26 protein-coding genes and 1 pseudogene are annotated in these 26,842 nt (G+C 55.4%); 11 read left to right on the forward strand and 16 right to left on the reverse strand.

Annotated elements, in window-relative coordinates; genetic code table 11:
- The first annotated feature begins 2 nt into the window (after nucleotides 1–2).
- The 3 genes from oppC to oppF are packed head-to-tail and all read left to right on the forward strand — an operon-like array spanning nucleotide 3 to nucleotide 2,934.
- On the forward strand, nucleotides 3–911 hold the full coding sequence (gene oppC / locus AAH446_RS01050) for an oligopeptide ABC transporter permease OppC (RefSeq protein WP_342904875.1): 909 nt from the start codon (nucleotides 3–5) through the stop codon (nucleotides 909–911).
- 11 nt (nucleotides 912–922) lie between these two features.
- A complete protein-coding gene (gene oppD, locus AAH446_RS01055) occupies nucleotides 923–1,936 on the forward strand; it encodes an ABC transporter ATP-binding protein (protein WP_342904876.1) in 1,014 nt (337 codons plus the stop codon).
- A complete protein-coding gene (oppF, locus tag AAH446_RS01060) occupies nucleotides 1,933–2,934 on the forward strand; it encodes a murein tripeptide/oligopeptide ABC transporter ATP binding protein OppF (protein ID WP_342904877.1) in 1,002 nt (333 codons plus the stop codon). The genes oppD and oppF overlap by 4 nt, the downstream gene beginning before the upstream one ends.
- Before the next feature lie 38 nt (nucleotides 2,935–2,972).
- On the opposite strand, the gene AAH446_RS01065 is transcribed toward oppF, so the two are convergent.
- Nucleotides 2,973–3,296, reverse strand: a complete 324-nt coding sequence (locus AAH446_RS01065) for an HI1450 family dsDNA-mimic protein (protein WP_342905783.1) — start codon at nucleotides 3,294–3,296, stop codon at nucleotides 2,973–2,975.
- 45 nt (nucleotides 3,297–3,341) lie between these two features.
- Nucleotides 3,342–4,802 carry a cardiolipin synthase gene (gene cls, locus AAH446_RS01070; RefSeq protein ID WP_342904878.1) on the reverse strand — a complete coding sequence of 487 codons (1,461 nt, stop codon included), beginning with the start codon at nucleotides 4,800–4,802 and terminating at the stop codon, nucleotides 3,342–3,344.
- A 150-nt stretch (nucleotides 4,803–4,952) separates the two neighbouring features.
- Between cls and AAH446_RS01075 the strand changes: the two genes are divergently transcribed.
- Entirely contained in the window at nucleotides 4,953–5,147 is a 195-nt protein-coding gene (locus AAH446_RS01075; RefSeq protein WP_342904879.1) for a YciY family protein, read from the forward strand.
- A gap of 27 nt (nucleotides 5,148–5,174) precedes the next feature.
- Here AAH446_RS01075 and AAH446_RS01080 read toward each other — a convergent pair whose 3' ends face one another.
- Nucleotides 5,175–5,471 (reverse strand): YciI family protein, encoded by a 297-nt coding sequence (locus AAH446_RS01080; protein ID WP_342904880.1) that lies wholly within the window; start codon nucleotides 5,469–5,471, stop codon nucleotides 5,175–5,177.
- Nucleotides 5,472–5,676: 205 nt separating this feature from the next.
- On the opposite strand from AAH446_RS01080, the gene tonB reads away from it, so the two are divergent.
- On the forward strand, nucleotides 5,677–6,426 hold the full coding sequence (gene tonB / locus AAH446_RS01085) for a TonB system transport protein TonB (protein WP_342904881.1): 750 nt from the start codon (nucleotides 5,677–5,679) through the stop codon (nucleotides 6,424–6,426).
- 40 nt (nucleotides 6,427–6,466) lie between these two features.
- Here tonB and yciA read toward each other — a convergent pair whose 3' ends face one another.
- The 3 genes from yciA to AAH446_RS01100 all read right to left on the reverse strand — a co-directional run bounded on the left by yciA (nucleotide 6,467) and on the right by AAH446_RS01100 (nucleotide 8,297).
- Nucleotides 6,467–6,898 carry an acyl-CoA thioester hydrolase YciA gene (yciA, locus tag AAH446_RS01090; RefSeq protein ID WP_342904882.1) on the reverse strand — a complete coding sequence of 144 codons (432 nt, stop codon included), beginning with the start codon at nucleotides 6,896–6,898 and terminating at the stop codon, nucleotides 6,467–6,469.
- Between the two features lie 53 nt (nucleotides 6,899–6,951).
- Nucleotides 6,952–7,488: a septation protein A gene (locus AAH446_RS01095; protein ID WP_342904883.1), complete on the reverse strand. Its 537-nt coding sequence runs from the start codon at nucleotides 7,486–7,488 to the stop codon at nucleotides 6,952–6,954.
- A gap of 71 nt (nucleotides 7,489–7,559) precedes the next feature.
- Entirely contained in the window at nucleotides 7,560–8,297 is a 738-nt protein-coding gene (locus tag AAH446_RS01100) for a YciC family protein (protein ID WP_342904884.1), read from the reverse strand.
- Nucleotides 8,298–8,625: 328 nt separating this feature from the next.
- Between AAH446_RS01100 and ompW the strand changes: the two genes are divergently transcribed.
- The gene (gene ompW, locus AAH446_RS01105) at nucleotides 8,626–9,258 is read left to right on the forward strand and encodes an outer membrane protein OmpW (RefSeq protein ID WP_342904885.1); all 633 of its coding nucleotides are present in this window, start codon (nucleotides 8,626–8,628) and stop codon (nucleotides 9,256–9,258) included.
- A gap of 58 nt (nucleotides 9,259–9,316) precedes the next feature.
- Here ompW and AAH446_RS01110 read toward each other — a convergent pair whose 3' ends face one another.
- The 6 genes and pseudogenes from AAH446_RS01110 to AAH446_RS01135 form a co-directional block, all read right to left on the reverse strand.
- The gene (locus AAH446_RS01110) at nucleotides 9,317–9,631 is read right to left on the reverse strand and encodes a BON domain-containing protein (RefSeq protein ID WP_342904886.1); all 315 of its coding nucleotides are present in this window, start codon (nucleotides 9,629–9,631) and stop codon (nucleotides 9,317–9,319) included.
- Nucleotides 9,632–9,798: 167 nt separating this feature from the next.
- The gene (gene trpA, locus AAH446_RS01115) at nucleotides 9,799–10,605 is read right to left on the reverse strand and encodes a tryptophan synthase subunit alpha (RefSeq protein ID WP_342904887.1); all 807 of its coding nucleotides are present in this window, start codon (nucleotides 10,603–10,605) and stop codon (nucleotides 9,799–9,801) included.
- Nucleotides 10,605–11,795: a tryptophan synthase subunit beta gene (gene trpB, locus AAH446_RS01120; RefSeq protein ID WP_342904888.1), complete on the reverse strand. Its 1,191-nt coding sequence runs from the start codon at nucleotides 11,793–11,795 to the stop codon at nucleotides 10,605–10,607. The genes trpA and trpB overlap by 1 nt, the downstream gene beginning before the upstream one ends.
- 44 nt (nucleotides 11,796–11,839) lie before the next feature.
- Entirely contained in the window at nucleotides 11,840–13,201 is a 1,362-nt protein-coding gene (gene trpCF / locus AAH446_RS01125; protein WP_342904889.1) for a bifunctional indole-3-glycerol-phosphate synthase TrpC/phosphoribosylanthranilate isomerase TrpF, read from the reverse strand.
- Between the two features lie 2 nt (nucleotides 13,202–13,203).
- A pseudogene (trpD, locus tag AAH446_RS01130) lies at nucleotides 13,204–14,797 on the reverse strand (bifunctional anthranilate synthase glutamate amidotransferase component TrpG/anthranilate phosphoribosyltransferase TrpD).
- Nucleotides 14,797–16,359, reverse strand: coding sequence for an anthranilate synthase component 1 (locus tag AAH446_RS01135; protein ID WP_342904890.1), 1,563 nt, complete (start codon nucleotides 16,357–16,359; stop codon nucleotides 14,797–14,799). The pseudogene trpD and the gene AAH446_RS01135 overlap by 1 nt, the downstream one beginning before the upstream one ends.
- Before the next feature lie 282 nt (nucleotides 16,360–16,641).
- On the opposite strand from AAH446_RS01135, the gene rnm reads away from it, so the two are divergent.
- Both rnm and AAH446_RS01145 read left to right on the forward strand, forming a co-directional pair.
- Nucleotides 16,642–17,517 (forward strand): RNase RNM, encoded by an 876-nt coding sequence (gene rnm, locus AAH446_RS01140; RefSeq protein WP_342904891.1) that lies wholly within the window; start codon nucleotides 16,642–16,644, stop codon nucleotides 17,515–17,517.
- Nucleotides 17,518–17,550: 33 nt separating this feature from the next.
- The gene (locus AAH446_RS01145) at nucleotides 17,551–18,171 is read left to right on the forward strand and encodes an L-threonylcarbamoyladenylate synthase (protein ID WP_342904892.1); all 621 of its coding nucleotides are present in this window, start codon (nucleotides 17,551–17,553) and stop codon (nucleotides 18,169–18,171) included.
- A 92-nt stretch (nucleotides 18,172–18,263) separates the two neighbouring features.
- Here the strand turns inward: AAH446_RS01145 and AAH446_RS01150 are convergent, their stop codons facing one another.
- Entirely contained in the window at nucleotides 18,264–18,884 is a 621-nt protein-coding gene (locus AAH446_RS01150; RefSeq protein ID WP_342904893.1) for a serine protease family protein, read from the reverse strand.
- An 884-nt stretch (nucleotides 18,885–19,768) separates the two neighbouring features.
- On the opposite strand from AAH446_RS01150, the gene rluB reads away from it, so the two are divergent.
- Nucleotides 19,769–20,638, forward strand: a complete 870-nt coding sequence (rluB, locus tag AAH446_RS01155; RefSeq protein WP_342904894.1) for a 23S rRNA pseudouridine(2605) synthase RluB — start codon at nucleotides 19,769–19,771, stop codon at nucleotides 20,636–20,638.
- Between the two features lie 81 nt (nucleotides 20,639–20,719).
- Here the strand turns inward: rluB and cobO are convergent, their stop codons facing one another.
- Together cobO and AAH446_RS01165 are read right to left on the reverse strand one after the other, a co-directional pair.
- Nucleotides 20,720–21,310, reverse strand: a complete 591-nt coding sequence (cobO, locus tag AAH446_RS01160) for a cob(I)yrinic acid a,c-diamide adenosyltransferase (RefSeq protein ID WP_342904895.1) — start codon at nucleotides 21,308–21,310, stop codon at nucleotides 20,720–20,722.
- Nucleotides 21,310–22,071, reverse strand: a complete 762-nt coding sequence (locus AAH446_RS01165; protein WP_342904896.1) for a YciK family oxidoreductase — start codon at nucleotides 22,069–22,071, stop codon at nucleotides 21,310–21,312. The genes cobO and AAH446_RS01165 overlap by 1 nt, the downstream gene beginning before the upstream one ends.
- A 216-nt stretch (nucleotides 22,072–22,287) precedes the next feature.
- On the opposite strand from AAH446_RS01165, the gene sohB reads away from it, so the two are divergent.
- The gene (gene sohB, locus AAH446_RS01170; RefSeq protein ID WP_342904897.1) at nucleotides 22,288–23,337 is read left to right on the forward strand and encodes a protease SohB; all 1,050 of its coding nucleotides are present in this window, start codon (nucleotides 22,288–22,290) and stop codon (nucleotides 23,335–23,337) included.
- A gap of 59 nt (nucleotides 23,338–23,396) precedes the next feature.
- Here sohB and AAH446_RS01175 read toward each other — a convergent pair whose 3' ends face one another.
- Nucleotides 23,397–23,645 (reverse strand): DUF2498 family protein, encoded by a 249-nt coding sequence (locus tag AAH446_RS01175; RefSeq protein WP_342904898.1) that lies wholly within the window; start codon nucleotides 23,643–23,645, stop codon nucleotides 23,397–23,399.
- A gap of 439 nt (nucleotides 23,646–24,084) precedes the next feature.
- On the opposite strand from AAH446_RS01175, the gene topA reads away from it, so the two are divergent.
- Complete coding sequence (gene topA, locus AAH446_RS01180; protein WP_342904899.1) at nucleotides 24,085–26,718, forward strand: type I DNA topoisomerase; 2,634 nt, start codon at nucleotides 24,085–24,087, stop codon at nucleotides 26,716–26,718.
- The last annotated feature ends 124 nt before the right edge of the window (nucleotides 26,719–26,842 follow it).

The following is a 26,842-nucleotide window of genomic DNA, read 5'->3' on the forward strand; positions in this document are numbered from 1 at the left end:
CCATGTTATTGAGTAAAAAAAATAGCGAAGCTCTAGATACCTTCAGCGAGAAGCTGGAAGTTGAAGGGCGCAGCCTGTGGCAGGATGCCCGTCGCCGCTTTATCCATAACCGCGCCGCGCTGGGCAGCCTGATTGTGCTGCTGCTTATTGCGCTGTTCGTCATCTTTGCCCCCATGCTGTCAGCCTTTACCTATGATGAAACGGACTGGGGCATGATGTCTGCGCCGCCGGAAATGGAGGTGGGTCACTATTTCGGCACCGACTCATCAGGGCGCGATCTGCTGGTACGCGTGGCAATAGGAGGCCGTATCTCGCTGATGGTCGGTATCGCCTCCGCGCTGGTGGCGGTGCTGGTCGGGACGCTCTATGGCTCGCTTGCGGGCTATCTCGGCGGTAAAACGGACTCAGTGATGATGCGCCTGCTGGAAATCCTGAACTCGTTCCCGTTTATGTTTTTCGTCATCCTGCTGGTCACCTTTTTTGGCCGTAATATTCTGCTGATTTTCGTGGCAATCGGCCTGGTTTCCTGGCTGGATATGGCGCGTATTGTGCGCGGTCAGACGCTCAGCCTGAAGCGTAAAGAGTTTATCGAAGCGGCCCACGTGGGCGGCGTCTCTACCGCCAGCATCGTGCTGCGCCATATCGTGCCCAACGTGCTGGGCGTGGTAGTGGTCTACGCCTCGCTGCTGGTGCCAAGCATGATCCTGTTTGAGTCTTTCCTGAGCTTCCTCGGACTGGGGACACAGGAGCCGCTCAGCAGCTGGGGCGCGTTGCTCAGCGACGGCGCTAACTCAATGGAAGTCTCGCCGTGGTTGCTGATGTTCCCGGCCGGCTTCCTGGTGATCACGCTGTTCTGTTTCAACTTTATCGGCGATGGCCTGCGTGATGCCCTCGACCCGAAAGATCGTTAAGGAGTTTCCCGATGAACCTGACTGAACAACAGCCAGCAATGGCAACACAAGCGGGAAGCGACCTGTTACTGGACGTGAAGGATCTGCGCGTGACGTTTAACACGCCCGACGGCGATGTCACTGCGGTTAACGACCTCAACTTCAGCCTGCGGGCGGGGGAAACGCTTGGCATCGTGGGCGAATCGGGCTCGGGGAAATCCCAGACCGCGTTCGCCCTGATGGGACTGCTGGCCTCGAATGGCCGGATTGGTGGATCGGCGCTGTTCAACGGACGCGAAATCCTTAACCTGCCGGAAAAACAGCTTAACAACCTGCGCGCTGAGCAGGTGGCGATGATTTTTCAGGATCCGATGACCTCGCTGAATCCCTATATGCGCGTGGGCGAGCAGCTGATGGAGGTATTAAAGCTTCACAAAGGCATGAGCAGCTCAGCCGCATTTGAAGAATCTGTGCGCATGCTGGATGCGGTGAAAATGCCGGAAGCCCGTAAACGCATGAAAATGTATCCGCACGAGTTTTCCGGTGGGATGCGTCAGCGCGTTATGATTGCGATGGCGCTACTCTGCAAACCAAAACTCCTGATTGCTGATGAGCCTACCACTGCCCTGGACGTCACGGTACAGGCGCAGATCATGACGCTGCTGAACGATCTGAAAAGAGAATTTAATACGGCGATCATTATGATCACGCACGATCTGGGCGTAGTCGCCGGTATCTGCGATCGGGTTCTGGTGATGTACGCAGGACGGACCATGGAATATGGCAAAGCACGTGATGTGTTCTATCAGCCCACCCATCCTTATTCGATTGGCCTGCTGAATGCGGTGCCGCGCCTGGATACAGAAGGGGACTCGCTGATGACCATCCCCGGTAATCCGCCAAACCTGCTGCGCCTGCCGCCGGGTTGTCCGTTCCAGCCGCGCTGCCCCCATGCAATGGAGATCTGTTCCACTACGCCGCCGCTTACGCCGTTTGGCGAAGGTCGCCTTCGTGCCTGCTTTAAACCTGCGGAGGAGCTGGTATGACCGGGGTAGCTGAAAAGAAAGTCTTACTCGAAATCGCCGATCTGAAGGTACATTTTGACATCAAAGATGGCAAGCAGTGGTTCTGGCAGCCGTCAAAAACCCTGAAGGCGGTGGACGGCGTCAGCCTGCGGCTGTATGAAGGGGAAACGCTGGGCGTAGTGGGCGAATCAGGCTGCGGTAAATCCACGCTCGCCCGGGCCATTATCGGGCTGGTTAAGGCGACCGATGGCCGCGTGGCCTGGCTGGGACGCGATCTCCTGGGGCAGAGCGAAGAAGAGTGGCGCAGAGCCCGCAGCGATATCCAGATGATATTTCAGGATCCTCTGGCCTCGCTGAACCCACGTATGACCATTGGCGACATTATCGCTGAGCCGCTGCGCACCTATCAACCCAACATGGCCAAAACCGAAGTCAAAGAGCGGGTTAAGGCGATGATGATGAAGGTCGGTCTGCTGCCTAACCTGATCAACCGTTATCCGCATGAATTTTCCGGCGGACAGTGTCAGCGTATCGGGATTGCGCGCGCGCTGATCCTGGAACCCAAGCTGATTATCTGTGACGAGCCGGTATCAGCACTGGACGTGTCGATACAGGCGCAGGTAGTGAATCTGCTGCAAAAGCTGCAAAGAGAGATGGGCCTGTCGCTGATCTTTATTGCGCACGATTTGGCGGTGGTTAAACATATCTCCGATCGCGTGCTGGTGATGTATCTTGGCCACGCGGTGGAGCTGGGCACCTACGACGAGGTCTATCAGAACCCGCAGCATCCTTATACCCGGGCGCTGATGTCCGCTGTTCCCGTGCCCGATCCGGATCTGGAGAAGAACAAGGTTATTCAGCTACTGGAAGGGGAACTGCCGTCGCCGATCAATCCGCCCTCCGGCTGCGTATTCCGCACGCGCTGCCCGATTGCCGGGCCGGAGTGTGCCAAAACGCGTCCGCTGCTGGAAGGCAGCTTCCGCCATGCGGTCTCCTGTCTCAAGGTAGATCCGCTTTAAACGAAAAAGACCGGCAATGCCGGTCTTTTTTTCAGACGTTACTCACGCCACAAAATGTGGCAAAGCTTATGATCCTTCTCGCGGCAGAGCAGCACGCGGGCAAAAACATCATTGATAGGTTCACCCTCTGCTTCGCCCAGCCCGATAACGACCTCAGCAAAAAAGTCCGGGTTCAGGTCAAAATCAACGTGCTCAGACCAGTCCTCGGCAGGATCGGAAAGCTCGGCACCGCCGCGCTCCTCAAACTGCAGGTTAAACAGAATAATGTCAGCCGGATCGAGGTTATCGCCCGCCAGCTCCAGAAAAATATCGTAGGCCTGTTCCAGCGTTTCATCTTCGGTAAGGCGATTATTTAAATCCATCATATTTCCCGTCATGCCCCGTGGGCGCTGTGCTTTCCGCTCGTTTTACAGTAATGGACTGAAGAAGTAAAACAGTCGTTCAACGATTCGCTGCCAGTAGGCACGACGTGCCCAGCGGCTGGCATCCACCAGCCGTGAACGGGCGATATAATCATCCTGCACCCGTGCCAGATCGCTGCCAAAACCGTCATCATCAATAACCATGGTAATTTCGAAATTAAGCCAGAGGCTGCGCATATCCAGATTGACCGTGCCCACCAGGCTGAGCTGACCGTCAACCAGCACGCTTTTGGTGTGTAACAGGCCATCCTCAAACTGGTAGATTTTGACGCCCGCTTCCAGCAGCTCAGCAAAGAATGCCCGGCTTGCCCAGCCGACCAGCATCGAATCATTATGCCTGGGCACGATAATACTGACATCAACGCCGCGCAGGGCAGCGGTACAGATGGCATGCAGAAGATCGTCGCTGGGCACGAAATAGGGCGTGGTCATGATTAACTGATCGCGGGCGGCATAGACGGCGGTCAGCAGCGCCTGGTGAATCAAATCCTCCGGAAAGCCCGGGCCGGAGGCGATAACCTGGATGGTATGCCCGCTTTCCTGCTCAAACGGCATGATGTTGCCGTCCGGCGGCGGCGGCAGAATGCGCTTACCGGTTTCGATCTCCCAGTCGCAGGAGTAGATGATCCCCATCGTGGTCGCCACCGGACCTTCCATTCTGGCCATCAAATCGATCCACTGACCCACGCCCGCATCCTGTTTGAAATAGCGGGGGTCTACCAGATTCATGCTGCCCGTATAGGCGATATAGTTATCAATCAACACCACCTTACGATGCTGACGGAGATCCATGCGGCGCAGAAACACGCGCAGCAGGCTGACCTTCAGCGCCTCCACCACATCAATGCCGGCATTACGCATCATCGCCGCCCAGGGGCTGCGGAAAAACTGCACGCTGCCGGCGGAGTCCAGCATCAGCCGGCAGTGCACGCCGCGGCGGGCGGCGGCCATCAGCGATTCCGCCACCTCATCAGCCAGCCCGCCAGGCTGCCAGATGTAAAACACCATCTCAATATTATGCCGGGCCAGCTGGATATCACGGATCAGCGCCTGCATGGTGTCATCGGTGGAGGTCAGCAGCTGCAGCTGATTACCCTTTACCCCCGCCACGCCCTGACGGTTTTCGCATAGCTGAAACAGTGAACGGGCAACGTCGCTGTTATCCCGCGCAAAAATCTGCTGGCACGATTTTAAATCTTCGAGCCATTTTGCGGTGGAAGGCCACATCGTGCGGGCACGTTCAGCGCGACGCTTGCCCAGATGCAGTTCCCCGAACGAGAGATAGGCTACAATACCGACCAGCGGCAGAATATAGATAATCAGCAGCCAGGCCATGGCAGAAGGGACGGCGCGGCGCTTCATCAGAATACGCAAGGTGACACTGGCTATCAGCAACCAGTAACCGAAGAAAATGAGCCAACTGATTAATGTATAAAAAGTCGTCATGGAAGTGGAAGTCCTGTTCACGCCTGAATAGAGGGAGTTTACGTGCAGTTGGCGTAAGGGGAAACCTTTTCCCGGTGAAAGTCATCGGACCCCATCCGGAGTCTGAAAGCGCTATACTGCGCCGCGAGTTTTTCAGTACAGAGGTTAAAAATGAGACGGAGCAGAAATGAAGTCGCACGCTGGCGGATGTCGCGTCAGGTTCAACGCCGCCGGGCGCGGTGGCTGGAAGCGCAGTCGAGGCGCTACGGACGTATGGTCGCGATCCGCCATCAGCTAAGCCAGCAGCAGCGGCGTTCTATTCTGTTTATCACTCATCCCGGCGTGCGGGAAGCGCTTAGCGGATAACGGTTATAAGGCTAAGCGCCAGAAAAGTCAGAACGTACGCTTAAAGGGTTTGACCTGAACCTGTTTGTAGACCCCGGCAGCAATGTAGGGGTCATCTTTCGCCCAGGATTGCGCTTCCTCAAGCGAAGAGAATTCCGCTACGACGGTTGAGCCGGTAAAACCCGCCACGCCCGGTTCATTGCTGTCCACTGCGGGCATGGGCCCCGCCAGAATTAGGCGGCCCTCGTCTTGCAGAAGCTGCAGTCGCGCCACGTGGGCAGGGCGCACGGCGGTACGCTTTTCCAGAGAATCGGCATTGTCTTCTGCATAAATTACGTAAAGCACAGTCACAGCTCCATTCGGTTTTTGATCGTCGTTTATCACGTTAAGTCATCGTTAACAGATCTGCAAATGAAAGATAGCACTCTGTTGATAACGGTCAGTGGAAAAGACTTTTCTGCCGAAATCACGCCCGAAGCAGCGAGAGGTTATTGAAACTGATTGCTATTTGCATTTAAACTTATCCCTTCACATTAACAGCAGAAAGATTATGACGACGCTTGCAGAAACTTCTTTACCCAGCCGTATCTCGCTGCCGATGCTGTTCTCGTTAGGACTGCACGCCGTGGTGATTGGGGGAATTCTATATGCTTCTTTTCACCAGGTTGTGGAGATGCCGAAAGCGTCCCAGCCAATAAGCGTGTCATTAGTCGCTCCTGAAGTGCAGCCAGAGCCCCAGGCTGCCCCTATGCCGGCACCCGAGCCTGTCGCAGAACCCGAGCCGGAACCTGAGCCGGAACCTGCGCCTGTGCCAGAACCGCCTAAACCGGAACCGGTGCCGATCCCTGAGCCCAAGCCTAAACCAAAACCGAAGCCGAAGCCGGTGAAAAAAGAGGTAGTGAAGCCGAAGAAAGAGGTTAAGCCCAGAACCGAACCTCGCCCGGCCTCGCCGTTTGAGAAAACGGAGCCGGCGGCAACACGGCCTTCGACGGCACCAAAGACGACGCCTGCGGCAACGCCGTCTGTCAGCAGCGGGCCGAGAGCGCTGCAACAGAGCAAACCGGGCTATCCGGCACGGGCTTATGCGCTGCGCCTTGAAGGGCAGGTAAGGGTGCGGTTTGACGTCGACAGCGCAGGGCGGGTTGATAATGTCCGGATACTGTCAGCAAAACCCCGCAATATGTTTGAACGCGAGGTGAAGAAGGCGATGAAACAATGGCGCTATGAACCCAATAAGCCGGGTAAAGATCTGACGATGAATATTGTTTTCCGCATGAATGGCGGCAGCAGCATCGAATAAAAAAGCACGGCGATGCCGCGCCTGATCCCGCGAAAGGATGTTATGCCTGCTCGTCGTGCCGGAAGTTGCTCTTTCCGGCCGGCAGCGGGCGGGATTTCCCGGCGGCGTCTACGGCAACATAGACAAAAACCGCCTCGGTTGTGCAGTATCGCTGTCCGATAGGCTCGGACGACACCTTCTTAATCCACACTTCCACATTAATGATGATGGAGCTGGTCCCGGTACGGATACAGCGGGCGTGGCAGCTCACCACATCGCCGACCGCCACCGGTTTGAGGAAGGTCATACCGTCAGCGCGTACCGTTACCACACGTCCCCCGGCAATCTCTTTCGCCAGGATTGCGCCGCCCATATCCATCTGTGACATCAGCCAGCCGCCAAAAATATCCCCATTGGCGTTAGTATCGGCAGGCATGGCCAGCGTACGCAGCACCATTTCTCCCTGCGGGAGCCTGTTCTCGTCATTATTCATGCATTGTTCTCAGTATTAAGGCTGAAACACCCGGCAGCGAGCCGGGTAGCTGTCTATTTCTCGTCCTGCGGCATCAGACGATAGATATAGAGGCCGCTGATCAGGGTAAAGAGCAGGGTCAGTCCGGTCAGACCGAAGACTTTAAAGTTAACCCAGAATGCCTGAGAGAGCCAAAAAGCGACATAAATATTGGCCAGGCCGCAGACGAGGAAAAAGATCGCCCAGGCAATGTTCAGCCTGCGCCAGGCAGAGGCGGGCAGCGTCAGCTCCTTACCCAGCATGGTCTGAATCAGCGGCTGTTTCATAAATAACTGGCTGTAGATTAGCACCGCGGCAAACAGCGTATAGATCACCGTCACCTTCCACTTGATAAACTCATCATTATGGAAAACCAGCGTCAGGGTGCCGAAGACCGCCACCAGCACAAAGGTAATAATGGTCATTTTTTCCAGCCGGCGATAGAGCAGCCAGCTGACCACCAGCGCCAGACCGGTAGCGACGATCAGCGCGCCGGAAGCAACGAAAATATCGTAGAGCTTATAGAAAACAAAAAAGACGACGAGAGGAAGAAAATCGAGTAACTGCTTCATAAGGGCTTCCAAATACCAGACTGAGGCGAGGTTAAGCAGCGGACGCCCTGACGAGCGCCCGCAGGCGTTAACTAACGTAACAGCATATAAAGACGATAGAGATAGATGATCAGAATGGCCGACACCAGATTGCTCAGCGCGTTAAGCACCACAGAGGCGACGTTCGCCGGCAGAACCGTCAGCGAGGAAGCCATGAGCAAAACCGTGATTTTTGCCAGCAGCCAGAATGCCACTGCCGGCGCGACAATTTTCATCTGGCTCCAGACCAGACGCATACTGGTGCGCAGGGCAGCGAATACGCCAATTTTTTCCGTGCTCAGGATAACCGGCGCCAGCGCCAGGAGCATCGCCAGGATGACGCCCGGCACGACCAGCACCATAAAGCCGAGCTGAACAACCAGCGTTACAATGAACACCAGCAGCAGCAAACGCGGCAGCAGCGGAGCAGAGGCGCCGAGGGCACGCAGCGCGCTGATTCGCTCGCCGGCGGTCACCATCGGGATCAGGCTCAGCATCCCGCCCAGCAGCAGCGTATTGCCAACCAGGGCAGCAAAGGTGCCGGCCGCAGAGGCACGCAGTAAAACATTCTGCTGCTCTGGCGTCATATTCTGCACCATTTCAAGCAGGCTCATGCCCGAGCCACCGTCGCCATCGGTCAGCAGAGAGAGCTGATCGGCTCCCGGCGTCAGGGCATGACCAATCAGAACGGTAATAAATGAGGTCAGCAGCGAAAGCAGCACGATGGTGACCAGCTGGTGGCGTAAAAAATTCCCCGTGTCACGGTATAACGAACCAGCCGTGATAGACATGTAGACTCCTTGAGTGCGGTATTTTGCGATCCCGCGATTGTACATGGTCTGAAGGCAACCTGGCACCCTGACTTACATAACTTTCGATTAAAGAAGAGATTACCCTTCTGGCACCTTCTAAACGTTTTTCATTTCCTTCCGTAAACCGACCGCATTTCACTTTACAAAGACTCTTAACGGCGCTGAAAGTTGATCTATATCAACCACATGTTTTTTAAGGACTTTGAAAAAAATGATTCGGATGATGTTTCCGGTTTTTCGTTGTAAAAATACGGACTTGTGGAACGTTAACTATTGAACACAGGTTATTTTTTGCTAAGGAGTAGTGATGAAACTGAAAGCTTTGGGCGTTGCCGCCTTAACCCTGATGCCGCTGATGGCCTCTGCCCATCAGGCAGGGGATTTTTTTATGCGCGCAGGTACAGCCACGGTACGCCCGACCGGCGGATCGGATAACGTACTGGGGCTGGGGGAGTTTGATGTCAGTAATAATACCCAGTTGGGCCTCACGTTCACCTATATGGCAACCGATAATATCGGTATTGAGCTGCTGGGCGCGACGCCGTTCCGGCATAAGGTTGGGCTAAAATCCACCGGTAACCTGGCGACCGTTCACCAGCTGCCGCCAACGCTGATGGCGCAGTGGTATTTTATGGATAACAGCAGCAAGTGGCAGCCCTATGCGGGCGTCGGCGTCAATTATACCTGGTTCTATGATTCTGATTTCAATCAGACCGGACGTGACGCCGGCCTCACTAATCTGAAGGTTAAAAACTCTTGGGGCGTGGCGGGGCAGGTTGGCCTGGACTACCAGCTAACGCCCGACTGGCTGCTGAACGCCTCGGTCTGGTATATGAATATTGATACTAAAGTCAGCTTTGATGCCGGTGCATCACATCAGAGTATTGATACCAATATTAACCCTTTTGTTTTCTTCTTCGGCGCGGGCTACCGCTTCTGACCCGATGCAGGCACAAAAAAAGGCGCATCAATGCGCCTTTTTACGTTCAGAGTCAGAACTATTTGATCTGCATTTTATTCGACACCGCCGTCACGCCTTTCACGCTACGGGTGAGCTGAACGGCGCGGTTAGCCATCTGTGGTGAAGTGACAAAACCACTGAGCTGAACGTGCCCTTTAAAGGTTTCCACGTTGATTTCGGTGGATTTCAGCGACTCATCCTTCAGCAGCTCCGTTTTCACTTTTGTGGTAATTACCGTATCGTCAATATATCCGCCGGTTCCTTCCTTGGTTGGGGTAGGCGCACAGGCACTCAGCGTAATTGCTACTACTACGGCGGTAACCATACCTGTCAGGACTTTAAATAACTTCATGGTTCATCTCCCTGTTATCTTCACTATTATTTTCAGTAAGCGACAGCTGCGTTACAGAATCTGTTCTGCAGAATGAATTGTTAGCCATAAAAGCAGATTTATCAACGTAGCTGAAGAAAAAGAGCGTAAAAATAGTGCCTTACCAGTGAGGCAAGGCACGGTAAGGCTCAGCGCGTGGCCGCCTTCAGCGAGCTGACAAAGGCAGTAAGTTCAGCCAGCATAACCGGCGGATTGGCGTGATGGCGTTCAATGATCTTGACGATAGCCGACCCTGAAATGGCGCCTGCCGCCCCGGCTGAGAGCGCTTCTTTTACCTGACCAGGTTCGGAAATACCAAAGCCCTGTAAAGGTGGTGCGGCGTGATATTCGCGCAGTTTGGTGACCAGATGTTCCAGAGACTGGCTGGCACCACGCGACTCGGTCCCGGTGACGCCAGCCCGCGAAAGCAGGTAAGTGTAGCCGCGGCCATGAGAGGCAATTTCGCGCAGCAGATCGTCACTGGCATTCGGCGGGCAGATAAAAATTGGCGCCACGTTATGACGCAGCGCTGCCTGACGGAAAGGCGCTGATTCTTCAACCGGCACGTCTGCTACCAGCACCGAGTCCACCCCGGCTTCCTGACAGCGGGCGTAAAAATTGTCGATGCCGTTGGAAAATACCAGGTTAGCGTACATCAGCAGGCCAACCGGCACCGTGGGATGTTTTTGCCGGATGGCGGCCAGCATTTCAAAACAGTGCGACGGCGTTACGCCTGCCGCAAAGGCCCGCAGGGTGGCGTTCTGGATGGTAGGGCCATCCGCCAGCGGATCGGAAAAGGGGATTCCCAGCTCCAGCGCGTCCGCGCCGCCCTCAATCAGCGCATCGACAATTTGCAGGGAAAGCTCGGGAGAGGGGTCGCCAAGGGTCACGAACGGCACAAAAGCGCCTTCTTTTCGTTCTGCAAGACGACGAAACAGCTGATCGTAGCGCTCCATTAAATTTCTCCCTTAGCGGTCAGAATATCGTGAACGGTGAAAATATCTTTATCGCCCCGCCCCGAAAGGTTAACAACCAGCAGCTGCTCTTTATCCGGCGCTTCCCGCATCATCTTGAGCGCGTGCGCCAGAGCATGAGAGGACTCCAGTGCCGGGATAATACCTTCGCTCCGGCAAAGGATTTTAAACGCCTCCATCGCTTCATCGTCGGTAATGGAGACATAGTCCGCCCGTCCGGTGCTGTTAAGGTGTGCGTGCTGGGGTCCGACGGAAGGAAAGTCCAGCCCGGCAGAAATGGAGTAAGACTCCTCAATCTGGCCGTCTGCCGTCTGCATCATCGGCGCCTTCATTCCGAAATAGATGCCGACGCGGCCGTGCTTCAGCGGGGCGCCGTGCTCGCCGGACTCAATCCCGTGACCGGCAGGCTCCACGCCGATCAGGCCGACAGAGGCCTCATCAATAAAGTCGGCGAACATGCCGATAGCGTTAGAGCCGCCGCCCACGCAGGCGATAACGGCATCAGGCAGGCGGCCCTCTTTTTCGAGGATCTGCGCTTTAGTCTCTTCGCCTATCATTCGCTGAAATTCACGCACGATGGTCGGGAAAGGGTGCGGACCGGCAGCCGTACCCAGCATATAGTGTGCGGTCTCGTAGCTTCCTGACCAGTCACGCAGCGCCTCGTTACAGGCATCTTTCAGGGTGGCGGAACCGCTGTGTACAGGGATCACCTCTGCGCCCATCAGGCGCATCCGGAATACGTTAGGGGACTGACGCTCAATGTCTTTCGCGCCCATATAAATGCGGCACTTCAGGCCCAGCAGCGCGCTGGCCAGGGCGGAGGCGACGCCATGCTGTCCGGCGCCGGTCTCGGCAATAATTTCGTTTTTACCCATACGCTTCGCCAGCAGCGCCTGGCCCAGTACCTGGTTGGTCTTATGCGCACCGCCATGCAGCAGATCTTCCCGCTTCAGGTAGAGGCGTGTACGGGTGCCTGCGGTAAGGTTTTTGCACAGGGTCAGCGCGGTAGGGCGGCCCGCATAGTTCTTCAGCAGGTCGGTGAATTCGGCCTGAAATTCGGGATCGCGCTGAGCGCTGACGAAAGCTTCTTCGAGCTGATTCAGCGCCGGCATCAGGATTTGCGGCACGTACATGCCGCCAAATTCACCAAAATAGGGGTTTAATAAAGTCATATCGCTTCTCTTCCTTAATGGACAGGCAGCGCCTGCCCTTATGGTCAGTAGGCCTTCAGGGTCTGAAACACCGAGGCAATTTTTGACGCATCTTTGATACCAGGCTTGCTTTCCACGCCTGAATTGAAGTCCAGTCCGGCGCAGCCCATTTGAGCTGCGCTCACACAGTTATCCGGGCCCAGTCCGCCAGCCAGCAGAACGTTATCCAGCGTCCGATCGCGCAGCAGTGACCAGTCGAAGCTGGCACCCGTACCTCCCGCGCCGTTATCAAAGACGTAGCGATCGATATGGGGCCAGTCGCGCACGGGCAGCGCGTCAACAATACTGAACGCCTTCCAGATTTGTGTGTTTTGCGGAAGCTGCTCACGAAGCGCGGCGACGAAAGCCTTATCTTCTTTTCCGTGCAGCTGGACGGCAGAGAGGGCGAGCGTGCGGGCAGTGGTGACAATGTCACTTATTGCCGCATCGCGGAACACGCCGACGTACTTAAGGCTGGCGCCGTTCATAACCTCCTGCGCTGTTTCCAGGGTGAGCTGGCGCGGCGATCCTTCAGCGAAAATCAGGCCGCCATAAATAGCTCCCGCTTCCAGCGCACTGCGGGCATCTTCAGCGTGGGTCAGACCACAGACTTTGTTCTCACCCAGCATCACGCGGCGTATCGCGGCCGCCAGGTCATCCTCTGACATCAGCGCAGAGCCGATTAAAAATCCGTTAGCGAAGTGGCTGAGTTCGCGCACCTGCGCATAGCTGTTGATGCCGGACTCGCTGATCACCGTCACGCCATGCGCCACTTTTGGCGCCAGACGGCGGGTTCGGTCGAGATCGATCGACAGATCGCGCAGATCGCGATTATTAATGCCGATGACTTTTGCGCCAAGCGCCGTTGCCCGCTCAAGCTCCTCATCGCTAATCACTTCGGTCAGCACGCCCATATTCAGACTGTGCGCGACGGCGGCGAGCTGACGATACTGTTCGTCGTTCAGGACGGAGAGCATCAGCAGTATGGCGTCTGCCTGGTAAAAACGCGCCAGATAGACCTGATAAGGGTCAATCATAAAATCTTTGCACAGCACCGGCTGGGTAATGGTGGCGCTGACGATGGGCAGGAAGTCAAAGCTGCCCTGAAAATATTTTTCGTCGGTCAGCACGGAGACCGCGGAAGCGTAGTGCTTATAAATGCCCGCGATGGTCGCCGGATTGAAATCCTCACGGATCAGCCCTTTTGAGGGAGAGGCTTTCTTACACTCCAGGATAAAGGCGGTTCTGGCCCCCTGCAGGGCATGGTAAAAGTTGCGGGTGGCGGGCTTAATCTCGTTCTGAAACGAGGCCAGCGGCTGCTGCTGCTGGCGGGCCGCCAGCCACACCGCTTTATCCTGGACGATTTTAGCGAGTACGGTTTCCTGCATGATTATCCTCTTGCTGCCAGTGCGATAACGCGTTCGTAAGGCTGTCCACTCTGGATGACGCTGAGCGCCCGCTGCGCATTCTCACGCAGATCTTCGTGTCCAAATATTTTCAGCAGTAGGGCAACGTTCGCCGCAACGGCCTCTTCGTGCGCGCGCTCGCCTTTACCCTGGAGTAAACGCGTCAGAATGTCACGGTTTTCTTCCGGCGTGCCGCCCGCCAGCGCTTCCTGAGGATGGAAGCTCAGCCCGAAATCTTCCGGCGTCAGCTGATAGCTGGTGATTTCGCCTTCGCGCAGTTCGGCAACGTGCGTTGCGCTGTGCAGGGCAACCTCATCCATGCCGCCGCCGTGGACAACCGCCGCACGCTGATAGCCCAGCATCTTCAGCGTATGGGCGATGGGCAATACCAGCTCGGGACTGTAGACGCCAATTACCGCCAGCGGCGGGCGCGCCGGATTAATCAAAGGCCCCAGCACGTTAAACAGCGTACGGGTTTTTAACTGCTGGCGAACCGGCATCGCATGGCGAAAGCCCGTGTGATACTGCGGCGCAAACAGGAAACAGACGTTCAGCTCGTCCAGCGCCTGACGGGCCTGTTCGGCGGGCAGGTCAAGACTGATACCGAAAGCGGCCAGCAGATCGGAAGAGCCCGACTTGCTGGAGACGCTGCGATTGCCATGCTTGGCGACCTTCAGCCCACAGGCGGCGGCAACGAAGGCGCTGGCGGTTGAGATGTTAATGCTGTTGCTGCCGTCGCCGCCGGTGCCGACAATATCGGCAAAAGCGTAGTCCGGGCGCGGAAAGGGCTTAGCATCTTCAAGCAGCGCAGTTGCCGCACCGGCGATCTCTTCCGGGCGTTCGCCCCGGACCTTCATGGCGACCAGCGCAGCGGCAAGCTGGGTCGGTTCCAGTTGTCCGGTAATAATGGCTGAAAAAAGCTGATGGCTCTCTGCCTGCGTCAGGGTGTTCGCCTGGTAAAGTTTTTCCAGAATCGCGTTCATGGTTCTCTCCTTTTTATTATGCCAGCGCCCAGGCGAGCGTTTGCTCAAGCAGGCGGGCTCCCTGCGTGGTCAGAATGGATTCGGGATGAAACTGAAAGCCGCAGACCCGATCTTTGTCGTGGCGAACGGCCATCACCATGCCGTTGAAGGTGGCATTGACCGTCAGTTCGTCAGGAACGTTGCTGCCTACCAGCGAGTGATAGCGCGCCACCGGTAAAGGGCTACTCAGCCCGGCAAACATGCCTTCACCATCATGTGCAATCGCGGAAGCCTTGCCGTGCAGGATTTCCCCCGCCTGGCCGACGTAACCGCCATAGGCTTCGACAATAGCCTGATGGCCCAGACAGATCCCTATAATCGGCAACCGTCCACGCATACGCGCCAGCAGCGCTGGCATACAGCCAGCTTCAGACGGTGAGCCGGGTCCTGGCGAAAGCATCAGCACCGGGTTTTCCATGCTTTGCAACCGCGCTATCAGCGTTTCCGCCGGCACATTGTTGCGATAGATCACCACCTCATGTCCTGAAGCGCGCAGCTGGTCAACGAGGTTGTAGGTAAAAGAGTCGAAGTTATCGAGCAGCAGAATGTCGGCCATCAGAAAATCTCCTTGCAGTGATGCGCGGTGGCAATCGCGCGCAGAACGGCGCGGGCTTTATTCCGGCTTTCATCCGCTTCAGCCTGGGGAATGGAATCCAGCACCACGCCGGCGCCGGCCTGAACGGTAGCAATACCGTCCTCAACATAGGCGGAGCGGATGACGATACAGGTATCGAGATCGCCGCTGGCGGTAAAGTAACCGACCGCGCCGCCGTAGCTGCCCCGGCGGGTACCTTCCGCCGCCGCGATAAGCTGCATCGCCCTGACTTTTGGCGCACCGCTGAGGGTGCCCATATTCATACAGGCGCTGTAGGCGTGGAGGACATCCAGATCCTTGCGCAGCGTGCCGACCACGCGGGAGACCAGGTGCATCACAAATGAATAGCGGTCAACCTTGGTCAAATCGGCAACGTAACGGCTTCCCGGCTCGCAGATGCGGGCCAGATCGTTGCGGGCCAGATCGACCAGCATCAGATGCTCGGCGAGTTCTTTATGATCGGTACGCATTTCCAGCTCAATACGACTGTCAAGATCGCGGTCCAGCGAACCATCAGCGTGGCGGCCACGAGGACGTGTACCGGCGATGGGATAAATTTCAATCTGGCGATTACCGGCATCGTATTTGAGCGAGCTTTCCGGTGAGGCGCCAAACAGGCTAAAGTCCCGGTCCTGCATAAAGAACATATAAGGACTTGGATTACTCTTTTTCAGCGTGTCATAAGCCGCCAGCGGAGAAGGGCAAGGCAGCGAAAAACGCCGTGAAGGCACAACCTGGAAAATTTCGCCGACGCGGATCGCTTCCTGCATCTGACGGACAACGTCGCAGTACTCTTCATCGCTCTGGTTGCAGCTTAACGTCATCGATTCTGGCGTCCGCACCGGCAGCGCGGGTGCGGGTTGTAACATCTGGCTGTGCAGCTGTTCGATGCGGCTTTGCAGGCGCAAAAACTCCGTCGGCGCTGGCGTAAACAGGCTGGCCTGAAGCCGCGCCGTCTGGCGCTGGTGGTCAATCACCAGCAGCGTTTCCGCCAGATAAAAACAGTAGTCAGGGCAGCGCTGATCGTTCTTCAGCGCAGGCAGGTCTTCGAAACCGGCAACGAGATCGTAGGCAAAGAGGCCACCAAGCAGCACCGCTTCCCGCTCTTCCTCCGGGCTGTTCACCAGCTGTGGGATCAGGCGCAGCGCATCGAAAACCGAAACGGCCTTCAGCCGTGAATCTTCATCCTGAACGGTCGCGTCATGCGGGAAGGTCAGCTCGCGACCATCGGGACGGACCACGTTTACCACGCTGGCCGGCAGCGCCGCATCCAGCAGGGAGAGAATGGCCCGGCCGTTTTCGGAAAGCGCCTGCACGCTGACGCCGTTGCCAAAGGCTTTAATGCATAAGGCGCTGTCGACAATCAGCAGGCTTTTCAGGTTACGTTTACTGTCGATATCGGCAGATTCAAGCAGCAGCGTGGCAGGACGGGCCCCACATAATTGATGAAATACGGAGGCCGGATCCTCGCGGTAGGGCGCGCTGCCGGTAATCAACTTCACTGTAGGTTTGGCATTTGGCATGAGGTCAGTTCTCTGAATTTAGCGAAAAAAAAAGCCCGCATCAGGCGGGCTCAGGTATCTGCTCTGTGTCGCGAACGACGCGCAGGACTCCTTCACCCTTTCAGGGAGAAGTGCGCCAGCTGCCGGTGAGGACCATCGTAATCAGCGTCATGAGAGAGACCTTTTAAAGTGAACTTGCGTACTAGTTAACTGGTTCGGGCGGCAAAAGTCAATACTCTTTTTCCCTGCTGCGGAAATTCTGGTTATCATGCTGCGACATTTTTCCGCGCTCACGGAGCCGTTTTGACTGAACCTAGCCCCCATAACGCCTGGCCGATATACGATCTTCACAGCCATACGCAAGCCTCCGATGGATTACTGACGCCTGAGGCGCTGGTGCTGCGCGCGGTGGAGCAGCGTGTCGGGGTCCTGGCCATTACCGACCATGATACGACGGCTGGCGTAAAGCCCGCTCAGGCAGCCATTGAGCAATTTCAGTTGCCGCTGCGATTAATTGCCGGGGTTGAGATTTCGACGCTCTGGGAAAATCATGAAATTCATATCGTTGGCCTTGGTGTGGACTGCGACCATCCAACGCTGACGGCCTTTTTGCAGGAGCAGAATGAACGGCGGATGGAGCGTGCCAGACTGATTGCGGAACGGCTGGAGAAAGCGAATATTCCCGATGCGTTAAGCGGCGCGCTGGCGCTGGCCGGAGAAGGGGCTATCACCCGGGGTCACTTCGCCCGCTTTCTTATCAGTCAGGGTAAAGCCGACACAATGGCACAGGTCTTTAAAAAATATCTGGCCCGGGGGAAAACCGGTTACGTCCCGCCACAGTGGTGTACAATTAAACAAGCTATTGATGCCATTCATCATTCTGGCGGTCGCAGCGTGCTGGCCCATCCGGGACGCTATGGACTCTCGGCAAAATGGCTGAAGCGCCTGATTGCGCACTTCAGTGAAGTGGGAGGCGATGCGATGGAAGTCGCGCAGTGTCAGCAGGCGCCCAATGAGCGTACTCAGCTTGCCCGCTACGCTCAGGATTACCAGCTGGCCGCCTCGCAGGGCTCCGATTTCCATCAGCCCTGTCCGTGGATCGAACTGGGCAAAAAATTATGGCTTCCGGGGGGCGTCGAAGCCGTCTGGCAACGTTTCCCGGAAATCGCACGGGATTGAATGGCCGTCGTAACGGCAACCAGGAGATTTGTAATGAGTCAATTTTTCTATATACACCCGGAAAACCCACAACCGCGCCTGATTAAGCAGGCGGTGGAGCTGCTTAACAAAGGCAGCGTGATCGTTTACCCCACCGATTCCGGCTATGCGCTGGGCTGCAAGCTTGAAGATAAAAACGCGATGGAGCGTATCTGCCGCATCAGAAAGCTGGATGGTAATCATAATTTCACGCTGGTTTGCCGCGATTTGTCGGAGCTTTCAACCTACGCGCACGTAGACAATACGGCGTTCAGGCTGATAAAAAATAACACTCCCGGCAACTACACCTTCATTCTGAAGGCGACTAAAGAGGTTCCCCGGCGTCTGATGAACGACAAGCGGAAAACGATCGGCCTGCGGGTCCCTTCCAATCCGATTGCGCTGGCGCTGCTGGAAGCGCTGAATGAGCCGATGATGTCGACCTCCCTGATTCTGCCGGGCAATAGCATCACCGAGTCCGATCCGGAAGCGATTCAGGATGAAATAGGCAAGCTGGTGGATTTGATTATCCACGGCGGCTACCTGGGGCAACATCCCACCACGGTGATCGATCTGACGGAAAATACGCCAGAAGTGGTCAGGGAAGGGATGGGGGACGTGACGCCTTTCCTCTAAATCCCCCACCTGCCGGCAATTCCACGCCGGCAGGTTTTTTAATTTGCCTTTAAGTTAATTCATTATTCTGAATTAACAGCCAGACGCTTCAATCAGGTCGTCGAGGCCGTTAACCATGTTTCAAAGTTCTTATAAGGGATATAAAGCGAAACATCCTTAAGCGGAGCTGGACTATTTTTATGGCGTTTTATTTCACTGGTGAAGCCAACGATCACGCCACCAATAGTTTCATCGCTATTATAGACGGCACCACCGGACATTCCTTTAACGACGCCAGCATTGGAAACCATCGCCACGCAGGGGCGTTTATTCCACTCATTTCTGATGCCGGTTCGCGCTAAATTAACGCCTGAGGATTCCACCGGCATCGCGGAGATAAAGCTGTAGCCGTACATTTTTACCGGCTCACCAATATCACCACTGCGAAATTTCGGCAGCGATTTAATGTCGTTTTTATGGTAGATGATCGCGAGGTCGCAATAGGGATGGTAAGCCTTCACGCGCTGGACGGAAAGCTTCGCCACGTGGGCTGCGGTAAGGCTGTACTCAGGGGTGATAGGAATGCTGGAGCCCAGCGCACCAATACCCAGAATGGTTGGAATGCCGGTAAAGTTCATATCTACGCGCTTCATCGCTTCGCTGCTGTACTCATACTGGCCAACAGAGCAGCCAGCCAGAGCCAGCGTCAGCAAAGCGGACGTTGGGATCGCCATTATTCTTTTCATGATCGTTCACACTGTCTCGGACACGTCAGGAAATCCCTGGTGAAGATTGATGACGTGTAAGGCCGAAGCTGATGTTAACCAGCTATATTAATAAGGAGCTGAACTCCTCGCTTTTATCTAAAGGCAAATCTGATATTTTTTTATAAATACTAACTTAAGCTAAATCTAAATAATTATAATGAAATCTTATTGTGGCCTCTTGTGCCTGTTTGAATTCTACACAATCAAATCAGCGTGGCAAATCAATTCCGGTATAATTAAGGTAATAGCTGAGATGATAAGGAATTAACTCAACCTTCACTCCGGATAAGCTGATTATTTGTTGTTAAGGCTGTAAACATGACGGTTTATTTTTATTACCAAAGCATAAAATTTTGCTCGGTTATTAAAATTTGGCATTAAAAACCAGCTTATTATTTTTTGGTGGTCATGCGTGCTGAACTCTTCATGAGAGGGGCATCCTTCTGCTTTAATACCCTGATTACAGACCTTTTTTCAAATGCAACTTTGATCGCAAAAATAGCGGCGAACGGGTCTCTTAACAGCCAGCGTCTCCGGGTTGACCGAAATCCTAAAGCATAAGCGTCTTATCTGATTGAGCGCGCCTTTTCACCAGATGAACCGGTACCTTCGCGGCGGCAGGTGCAAAGTCAGTTTCCTCTGGTTCTTCGCCGCCGCAGGCGTGACGCTGTCCGGCAAAGGGACGTTGTATAGCGTTATCAATGGCAGGGAAGTTAGTGTAGAATGCGCTTCCCCTGAAATGGACAGCGAGTCAGCGGCCCGCCGCAGTGGCGTTCCTGCATCCACGTCTGTTTCCTCCACGGGGATCAATTCATTAATGACGCCTGGGAAGGCGACACAGAGGATGCTCCATGAGCGAAAAGTTACAAAAAGTCTTAGCGCGCGCTGGCCACGGCTCCCGCCGCGAGATTGAAACCATGATTTCCGCCGGACGCGTCAGCGTGGACGGCAAACTTGCCACCCTGGGCGACCGCGTCCTGCCGAGCAAGGCCCTGAAGATCCGTATCGATGGTCACCTTGTTTCCGTGGCTGAATCCACCGCCGAAGTTTGCCGCGTACTGGCGTATTACAAGCCGGAAGGTGAACTCTGTACCCGTAACGATCCGGAAGGCCGTCCCACCGTCTTCGATCGTCTGCCAAAACTGCGTGGTGCACGCTGGATTGCCGTCGGGCGTCTGGACGTAAACACCTGCGGTCTGCTGCTGTTCACCACCGACGGTGAGCTGGCCAATCGTCTGATGCACCCAAGCCGTGAAGTGGAAAGGGAGTATGCTGTCCGCGTATTTGGTCAGGTTGATGAAGACAAGCTTAAGCAGCTGAGCCGTGGCGTTCAGCTGGAAGATGGCCCGGCCGCGTTTAAAACGCTGAAGTTTACCGGCGGAGAAGGGATTAACCAGTGGTATACCGTGACGCTGACCGAAGGGCGTAACCGCGAAGTGCGTCGTCTGTGGGAATCAGTAGGGGTACAGGTCAGCCGTCTGATCCGAACCCGCTACGGTGATATCAGTCTGCCTAAGGGCCTACCGCGAGGCGGATGGACCGAACTTGATCTTCCGCCAACGAACTACCTGCGCGAGCTGGTGGATCTGCCGCCGGAGACCGCCAGCAAAGTGCCGGTCGAAAAAGACCGTCGCCGCACTAAAGCAAATCAGATTCGCCGTGCGGTTAAGCGTCATTCTCAGGTCAGCAGCGGCAGCCGTCGTCCTGCCGGCAAGCGCTGATTGCCGGGAACCACGAAAAGGGCGACGCAAGTCGCCTTTTTTTATGACGGATTTTCATGCATCTCGTAGCGGATAAAGTCACTACCAGTCAATGCCCTGCTGGGCCTGGATGCCAGCCTCAAAGGCGTGCTTAACCGGACGCATTTCGGTAACGGTATCCGCCATCGCCAGAATATCCCGATGACAGCCTCTCCCCGTCACGATCACGCTCTGATGAGGGGGGCGTGCTGCCAGCGCGGCGACCACCTCGTCGAGCGGCAGATAATCAAAACTGATCATATAGGTCAGCTCATCCAGAATAACCAGATCCAGCGTTGCATCACTCAGCATGCGCCTGGCATGCTCCCAGGTTTGCAGGCAGGCGGCAGTATCGGTTTCTCTGTTCTGGGTATCCCAGGTGAACCCCGTCGCCATTACCTGAAATTCGACGCCGTGAGGCTCAAGCAGATTGCGCTCGCCGTTCGGCCACTCACCTTTTATAAACTGAATCACGCCTGCCCGCCGCTGATGCCCCACCGCACGGGTCACCGTGCCGAAAGCCGCGGTGGTTTTGCCTTTGCCGTTGCCGGTGTAAACCATCAGGATCCCGCGCGTTTCCGTTGCAGCCGCAACGCGGGCATCCACTTTTTCCTTCAGCTTTTGCTGGCGCTGCTGGTGACGATCGGCGGCCATTATTCTGCTGCTCCGGGTTTACGTCCGGGCTGCGCATCAAAACTGATGCCCGTCTCATCCCTGCTCGCATCCCCCATCAGATAGAGATAGAGGGGCATAATATCCGCTGGGGTTTTAAGTTTACCGGCATCTTCCTGCGGGAAAGCGCTGGCGCGCATTTTCGTTCTTGTGCCACCGGGATTGATGCAGTTAACGCGCAGAGGAAGATCGCGGTACTCATCCGCCAGCACCTGCATCATCCCTTCAGTGGCAAATTTTGAAACCGCATAGGCGCCCCAGTTGGCGCGACCCTGACGACCGACGCTTGAAGTGGTGAAGACCAGAGAACCAGCGGGGGATTTCAGCAGCAGAGGCAGTAGCGCCTGGGTCAGGAAGAAAGTAGCGTCAATATTCACGCGCATCACCTGCTGCCAGACCTGCGGGTCCTGTTCCGCCATCGGCACAATATCGCCCAGCAGACCGGCATTGTGCAGCACGCCGTCCAGCCGAGGCACCTCACTGGCTATCTCTTCAGCGAGCTGAAGGCAGCGCTCCGGGGTGGCCCGATCCAGGTCGAGAAGAAACAGGCTCGCGGGGGCTTTTTCCAGCGCGGCTATCTCATCCGCAACGACGCGCAGCTTCTGCGGGTTTCTGCCGAGCAGCAGCACTCTGGCCCCGTAACGGGCATAGGTGAGGGCGGCTTCACGGCCAATGCCGTCGCTGGCGCCGGTAACAAGAATAATGCGATCGGTCAGCAAATTGCTCTCAGGTTGATAATCCACGGTAAACTCCTCTGGCGGTTGCGGTCAGGCAGGCGGAATTGTTATTCCGGCGCCTCTGTCCGCGCTGAATAGTCTGCTTTATGCCTTAAAACGGGGCCCAGTTCAACGGAAGACGCCGGTAAAAACGTGCATTCCGGTCCGGATTCGGGCGACGCGGGGCAGCGACTCGGCTACACTAGCAGCTGATCTAATACGATGTTAAATAAGGCGGAATGAGTGGAATTACTCTCTTATTATGGACTTTTTCTGGCCAAAACGGTCACGGTAGTGGTGGCTATTGCCGCCGTGGCGCTGCTGTTTACCCATCTCGCGATGCGTAAACGCTCGCAGGGCGGCCAGCTGAAACTAACCCACCTGGGTGAGCGCTACAAAGAGATGAAAGATGACATGATGCTGGCAACCATGACGCATCAGGATCAAAAACTGTGGCACAAAGAGCATAAAAAGAAAGAAAAACGGGAGGCTAAAGCCGCTAAGCTGCGGGCGAAGCAGGGAATCAAGGCCGAAACCGGAAAGCCCACGCTGTTTGTCATGGACTTTAAAGGCAGCATGGATGCTCATGAGGTGGCTTCGCTACGCGAAGAAGTTTCAGCGGTCATCGCCGTAGCCCGGCCGGAAGATGAAGTACTGCTGCGGCTGGAAAGCCCCGGCGGCGTGGTGCATGGCTACGGTCTTGCCTCCTCTCAACTGCAGCGCCTGCGTGACAAGGGCATTCGCCTGACCGTCGCGGTCGATAAAGTCGCCGCAAGCGGCGGTTATATGATGGCCTGCGTAGCTGACCGCATTGTGGCGGCTCCGTTCTCCATCATCGGTTCTATCGGTGTGGTTGCTCAGATCCCAAACTTCAACCGCCTGCTCAAGCGCAATGAGATCGATGTTGAACTGCATACGGCAGGGGAATATAAGCGCACGCTGACGCTGTTCGGAGAAAATACCGAGCAGGGACGGGAAAAATTCAGGGAAGATCTGAACGAAACCCATCTGCTCTTCAAAACGTTCGTTCACCAGATGCGGCCTGCGCTGGATATCGACAATGTGGCAACCGGTGAACACTGGTTTGGTACTCAGGCGCTTGAAAAGGGGCTGATCGATGCCATCGGTACCAGCGACGATCTGATCATTGACCAGCTGGCCGGTCACCAGGTCATTTCGGTGCGTTTTGTTACGCGTAAAAAAATGATGGATCGCTTTACCCAAAGCGCGGCGGGCAGCGTAGAACGCCTGCTGCTGCGTCTCTGGCAGCGAGGCGAGAAACCGCTGCTCTGAGGAAGGGATTCAGGCAGCGGCGTCGCTGGTCGCTGCCTTTAATCAAGTTGCCTTCGGAATTACTCTTCAAGGTGGTAACGGGCGGAAAGCGTGGTGGCCAGGAATTTAAACACGTTGAACACCTGGGTACTTCTGGCTGTAGGTAACCCTTGCTCATCCAGAAAGTAATCGCCACGGAAAACCAGCACGTCGCCGTTCTGTTCCACGTCAGTTGCAGTCAGCCCCGGAAAAGCAAGTTCATGTTCCGCAATCATGCCGTTAGCCTCGCTTAGCAGGGAAGCCCGATCGATACCCTGAGTCTGATTCACAGATTTCTCTCCTTTATAGTCCTATTTACCGACGCTATATTACGTCCGGCGCTGTCAGAACCGCAAGGCGGTTAAAAAAACGCCCTGCCGTTAGCAGGCGACTATTTTCTGCCCGGTGAAAGCGGGTTTTTTTGTTCACTTTCTGGCGTAAACGTCAGGCAGATGCTAATTAAGTTGCGTATCGAATTTTATCAGGTAGAGTGTGGGCGTTTCGGGTTCCGGGCGTAAAACAGGCTTTACGCTTTGTTAGAAATTCGCTTAACAGGTTGTAAAATGTGTCGTAAAACAGCCAGTTGGCTTTAACGGCAGAGGGCATTAAGCACCGTCCGTTAATCAGAGATTGTTTTCAATCCCGGCCGTAATAGCGTTATGCGACTCTTGTGTTTCAGAACAAACGGCACAATTTACTCTCGGATGTTTTAAACAGGTAAAGGTAAATATGGGCAAAGCTCTCGTAATAGTTGAGTCCCCGGCAAAAGCCAAAACGATCAATAAATATCTTGGAAATGACTACGTGGTGAAATCCAGCGTCGGTCATATCCGTGATTTGCCGACCAGTGGATCAACGGTTAAAAAGAGCGCTGACTCTACAACCAGTAAAACAACCAAAAAAGTTAAAAAGGACGAAAAAACGGCGCTGGTAAACCGCATGGGCGTCGATCCTTACCACGGCTGGGAAGCGAATTATCAGATCCTCCCTGGCAAGGAAAAGGTCGTTTCCGAGCTTAAAGCGCTCGCAGAGAATGCCGACCACATCTATCTCGCAACCGACCTTGACCGCGAAGGGGAAGCCATTGCCTGGCACCTGCGGGAAGTGATCGGCGGCGATGACTCGCGCTTCAGCCGCGTCGTCTTTAATGAAATCACCAAGAATGCGATCCGTCAGGCTTTTGAAAAGCCGGGCGAACTGAATATCGACCGGGTCAATGCGCAGCAGGCAAGGCGATTTATGGACCGCGTGGTGGGCTATATGGTCTCACCTCTGCTGTGGAAAAAAATCGCCCGCGGTCTCTCCGCCGGCCGCGTTCAGTCCGTAGCCGTACGCCTGGTCGTGGAGCGTGAGCGGGAAATTAAAGCTTTTGTCCCGGAAGAGTACTGGGAGCTTCACGCCGATCTGAACACCCCGAAAGGAACGGGCCTGCCGATGGAAGTTACCCATCAGCACGACAAACCTTTCCGTCCGGTGAACGGCGAGCAGACGCAGGCAGCGGTCAGCCTGCTGGAAAAAGCGCGCTATCAGGTAACCGACCGTGAAGATAAGCCCACCAGCAGCAAGCCTGGTGCACCTTACATTACCTCCACGCTGCAACAGGCGGCCAGTACCCGTCTGGGCTACGGCGTGAAGAAAACCATGATGATGGCGCAGCGTCTCTATGAGGCGGGTCATATCACTTATATGCGTACTGACTCCACCAACCTGAGTCAGGATGCGGTCAGCATGGTGCGCGGCTATATCGAAGATGAGTTCGGCGCTAAGTATCTGCCGAAGGCCGCTAACGTCTATACCAGCAAAGATAACTCTCAGGAAGCGCACGAAGCGATCCGCCCATCTGACGTCGGCGTTCTGGCCGACCATCTGAAAGACATGGAAGCGGATGCGCAGAAGCTGTATCAGCTCATCTGGCGACAGTTTGTCGCCTGTCAGATGATGCCTGCGCAGTATGATTCAACCACGCTGACCGTTACGGCGGGTGATTTCAAACTTAAAGCGAAGGGCCGCACGCTGCGCTTTGACGGCTGGACAAAAGTGATGCCTGCGCTGCGTAAAGGCGATGAAGATCGCACCTTGCCGCCGGTTGAAGTGGGAGAGGAGCTTAAGCTGCAACAGCTGAAGCCAAGCCAGCACTTCACCAAGCCGCCGGCACGCTTCAGCGAAGCATCGCTGGTCCGCGAGCTGGAAAAACGCGGGATCGGTCGACCTTCGACCTATGCGTCAATCATCTCTACCATCCAGGATCGCGGCTACGTGCGTGTTGAGAGCCGCCGCTTCTATGCGGAAAAGATGGGGGAAATCGTAACCGACAGGCTGGAAGCTAACTTCCGCGAGCTGATGAATTACGACTTCACCGCGCATATGGAAGACAATCTGGATAAGGTCGCGAATAACGAAGCGCAGTGGAAAGGCGTGCTGGATAAATTCTTCGCGGATTTCAGCCAGCAGCTTGAGCAGGCGGATAAGGATCCGGAAGAGGGCGGCATGCAGCCGAACCAGATGATCCTGACCTCCATCGACTGCCCGACTTGCGGCCGTAAAATGGGTATCCGTACCGCCAGCACCGGCGTGTTCCTTGGCTGTTCCGGTTACGCACTGCCGCCTAAAGAGCGCTGTAAGCAGACCATCAACCTGATCCCTGAGAATGAAGTCCTGAATATTCTTGAGGGTGAAGATGCCGAAACCAACGCGCTTCGCGCCCGTCGTCGCTGCCAGAAGTGCGGCACGGCCATGGACAGCTATCTGATCGACAATCAGCGTAAGCTTCACGTCTGCGGTAATAACCCAGGCTGTGATGGTTATGAGATCGAGCAGGGCGAGTTCCGCATTAAAGGCTACGATGGCCCGATTGTTGAGTGCGAAAAATGTGGCTCCGAAATGCACCTGAAAATGGGTCGTTTCGGCAAATACATGGCTTGTACTAACGACGAATGTAAAAACACCCGTAAGATCCTGCGCAACGGCGACGTCGCGCCACCGAAAGAAGATCCGGTGCCGCTGCCTGAGCTTGAGTGTGAAAAGTCAGATGCTTACTTTGTTCTGCGCGACGGTGCCGCAGGCGTCTTCCTGGCGGCAAATACGTTCCCTAAATCCCGGGAAACGCGCGCACCGCTGGTGGAAGAGCTTCAGCGATTCCGCGATCGCCTGCCTGAAAAGCTGCGTTATCTGGCTGATGCGCCTGCCGCTGATGCCGAAGGCAACAAGTCGGTCGTCCGCTTTAGCCGTAAAACAAAGCAGCAGTATGTCAGCACCGAAAAAGAGGGCAAGGCGACGGGCTGGAGCGCTTTCTACGTTGACGGCAAATGGACCGTGACGGAAAAAAGTACCGCAAAAGCGGATAAAGCTTCCGCTAAGAAGTAATCACAGGGCCGGCATTTGCCGGCCCTCTCTTTTTCTCCCGCAGGCCCGCTATACATCTCAGCCATGTTTGGTATAGTGGTTATAAATATCCCCTTTCTTATTATCTAATTGCATTAGACCGGGC

Origin of the sequence: Erwinia psychrophila, assembly GCF_039023475.1 — a bacterium.
Lineage (GTDB): Bacteria > Pseudomonadota > Gammaproteobacteria > Enterobacterales > Enterobacteriaceae > Erwinia.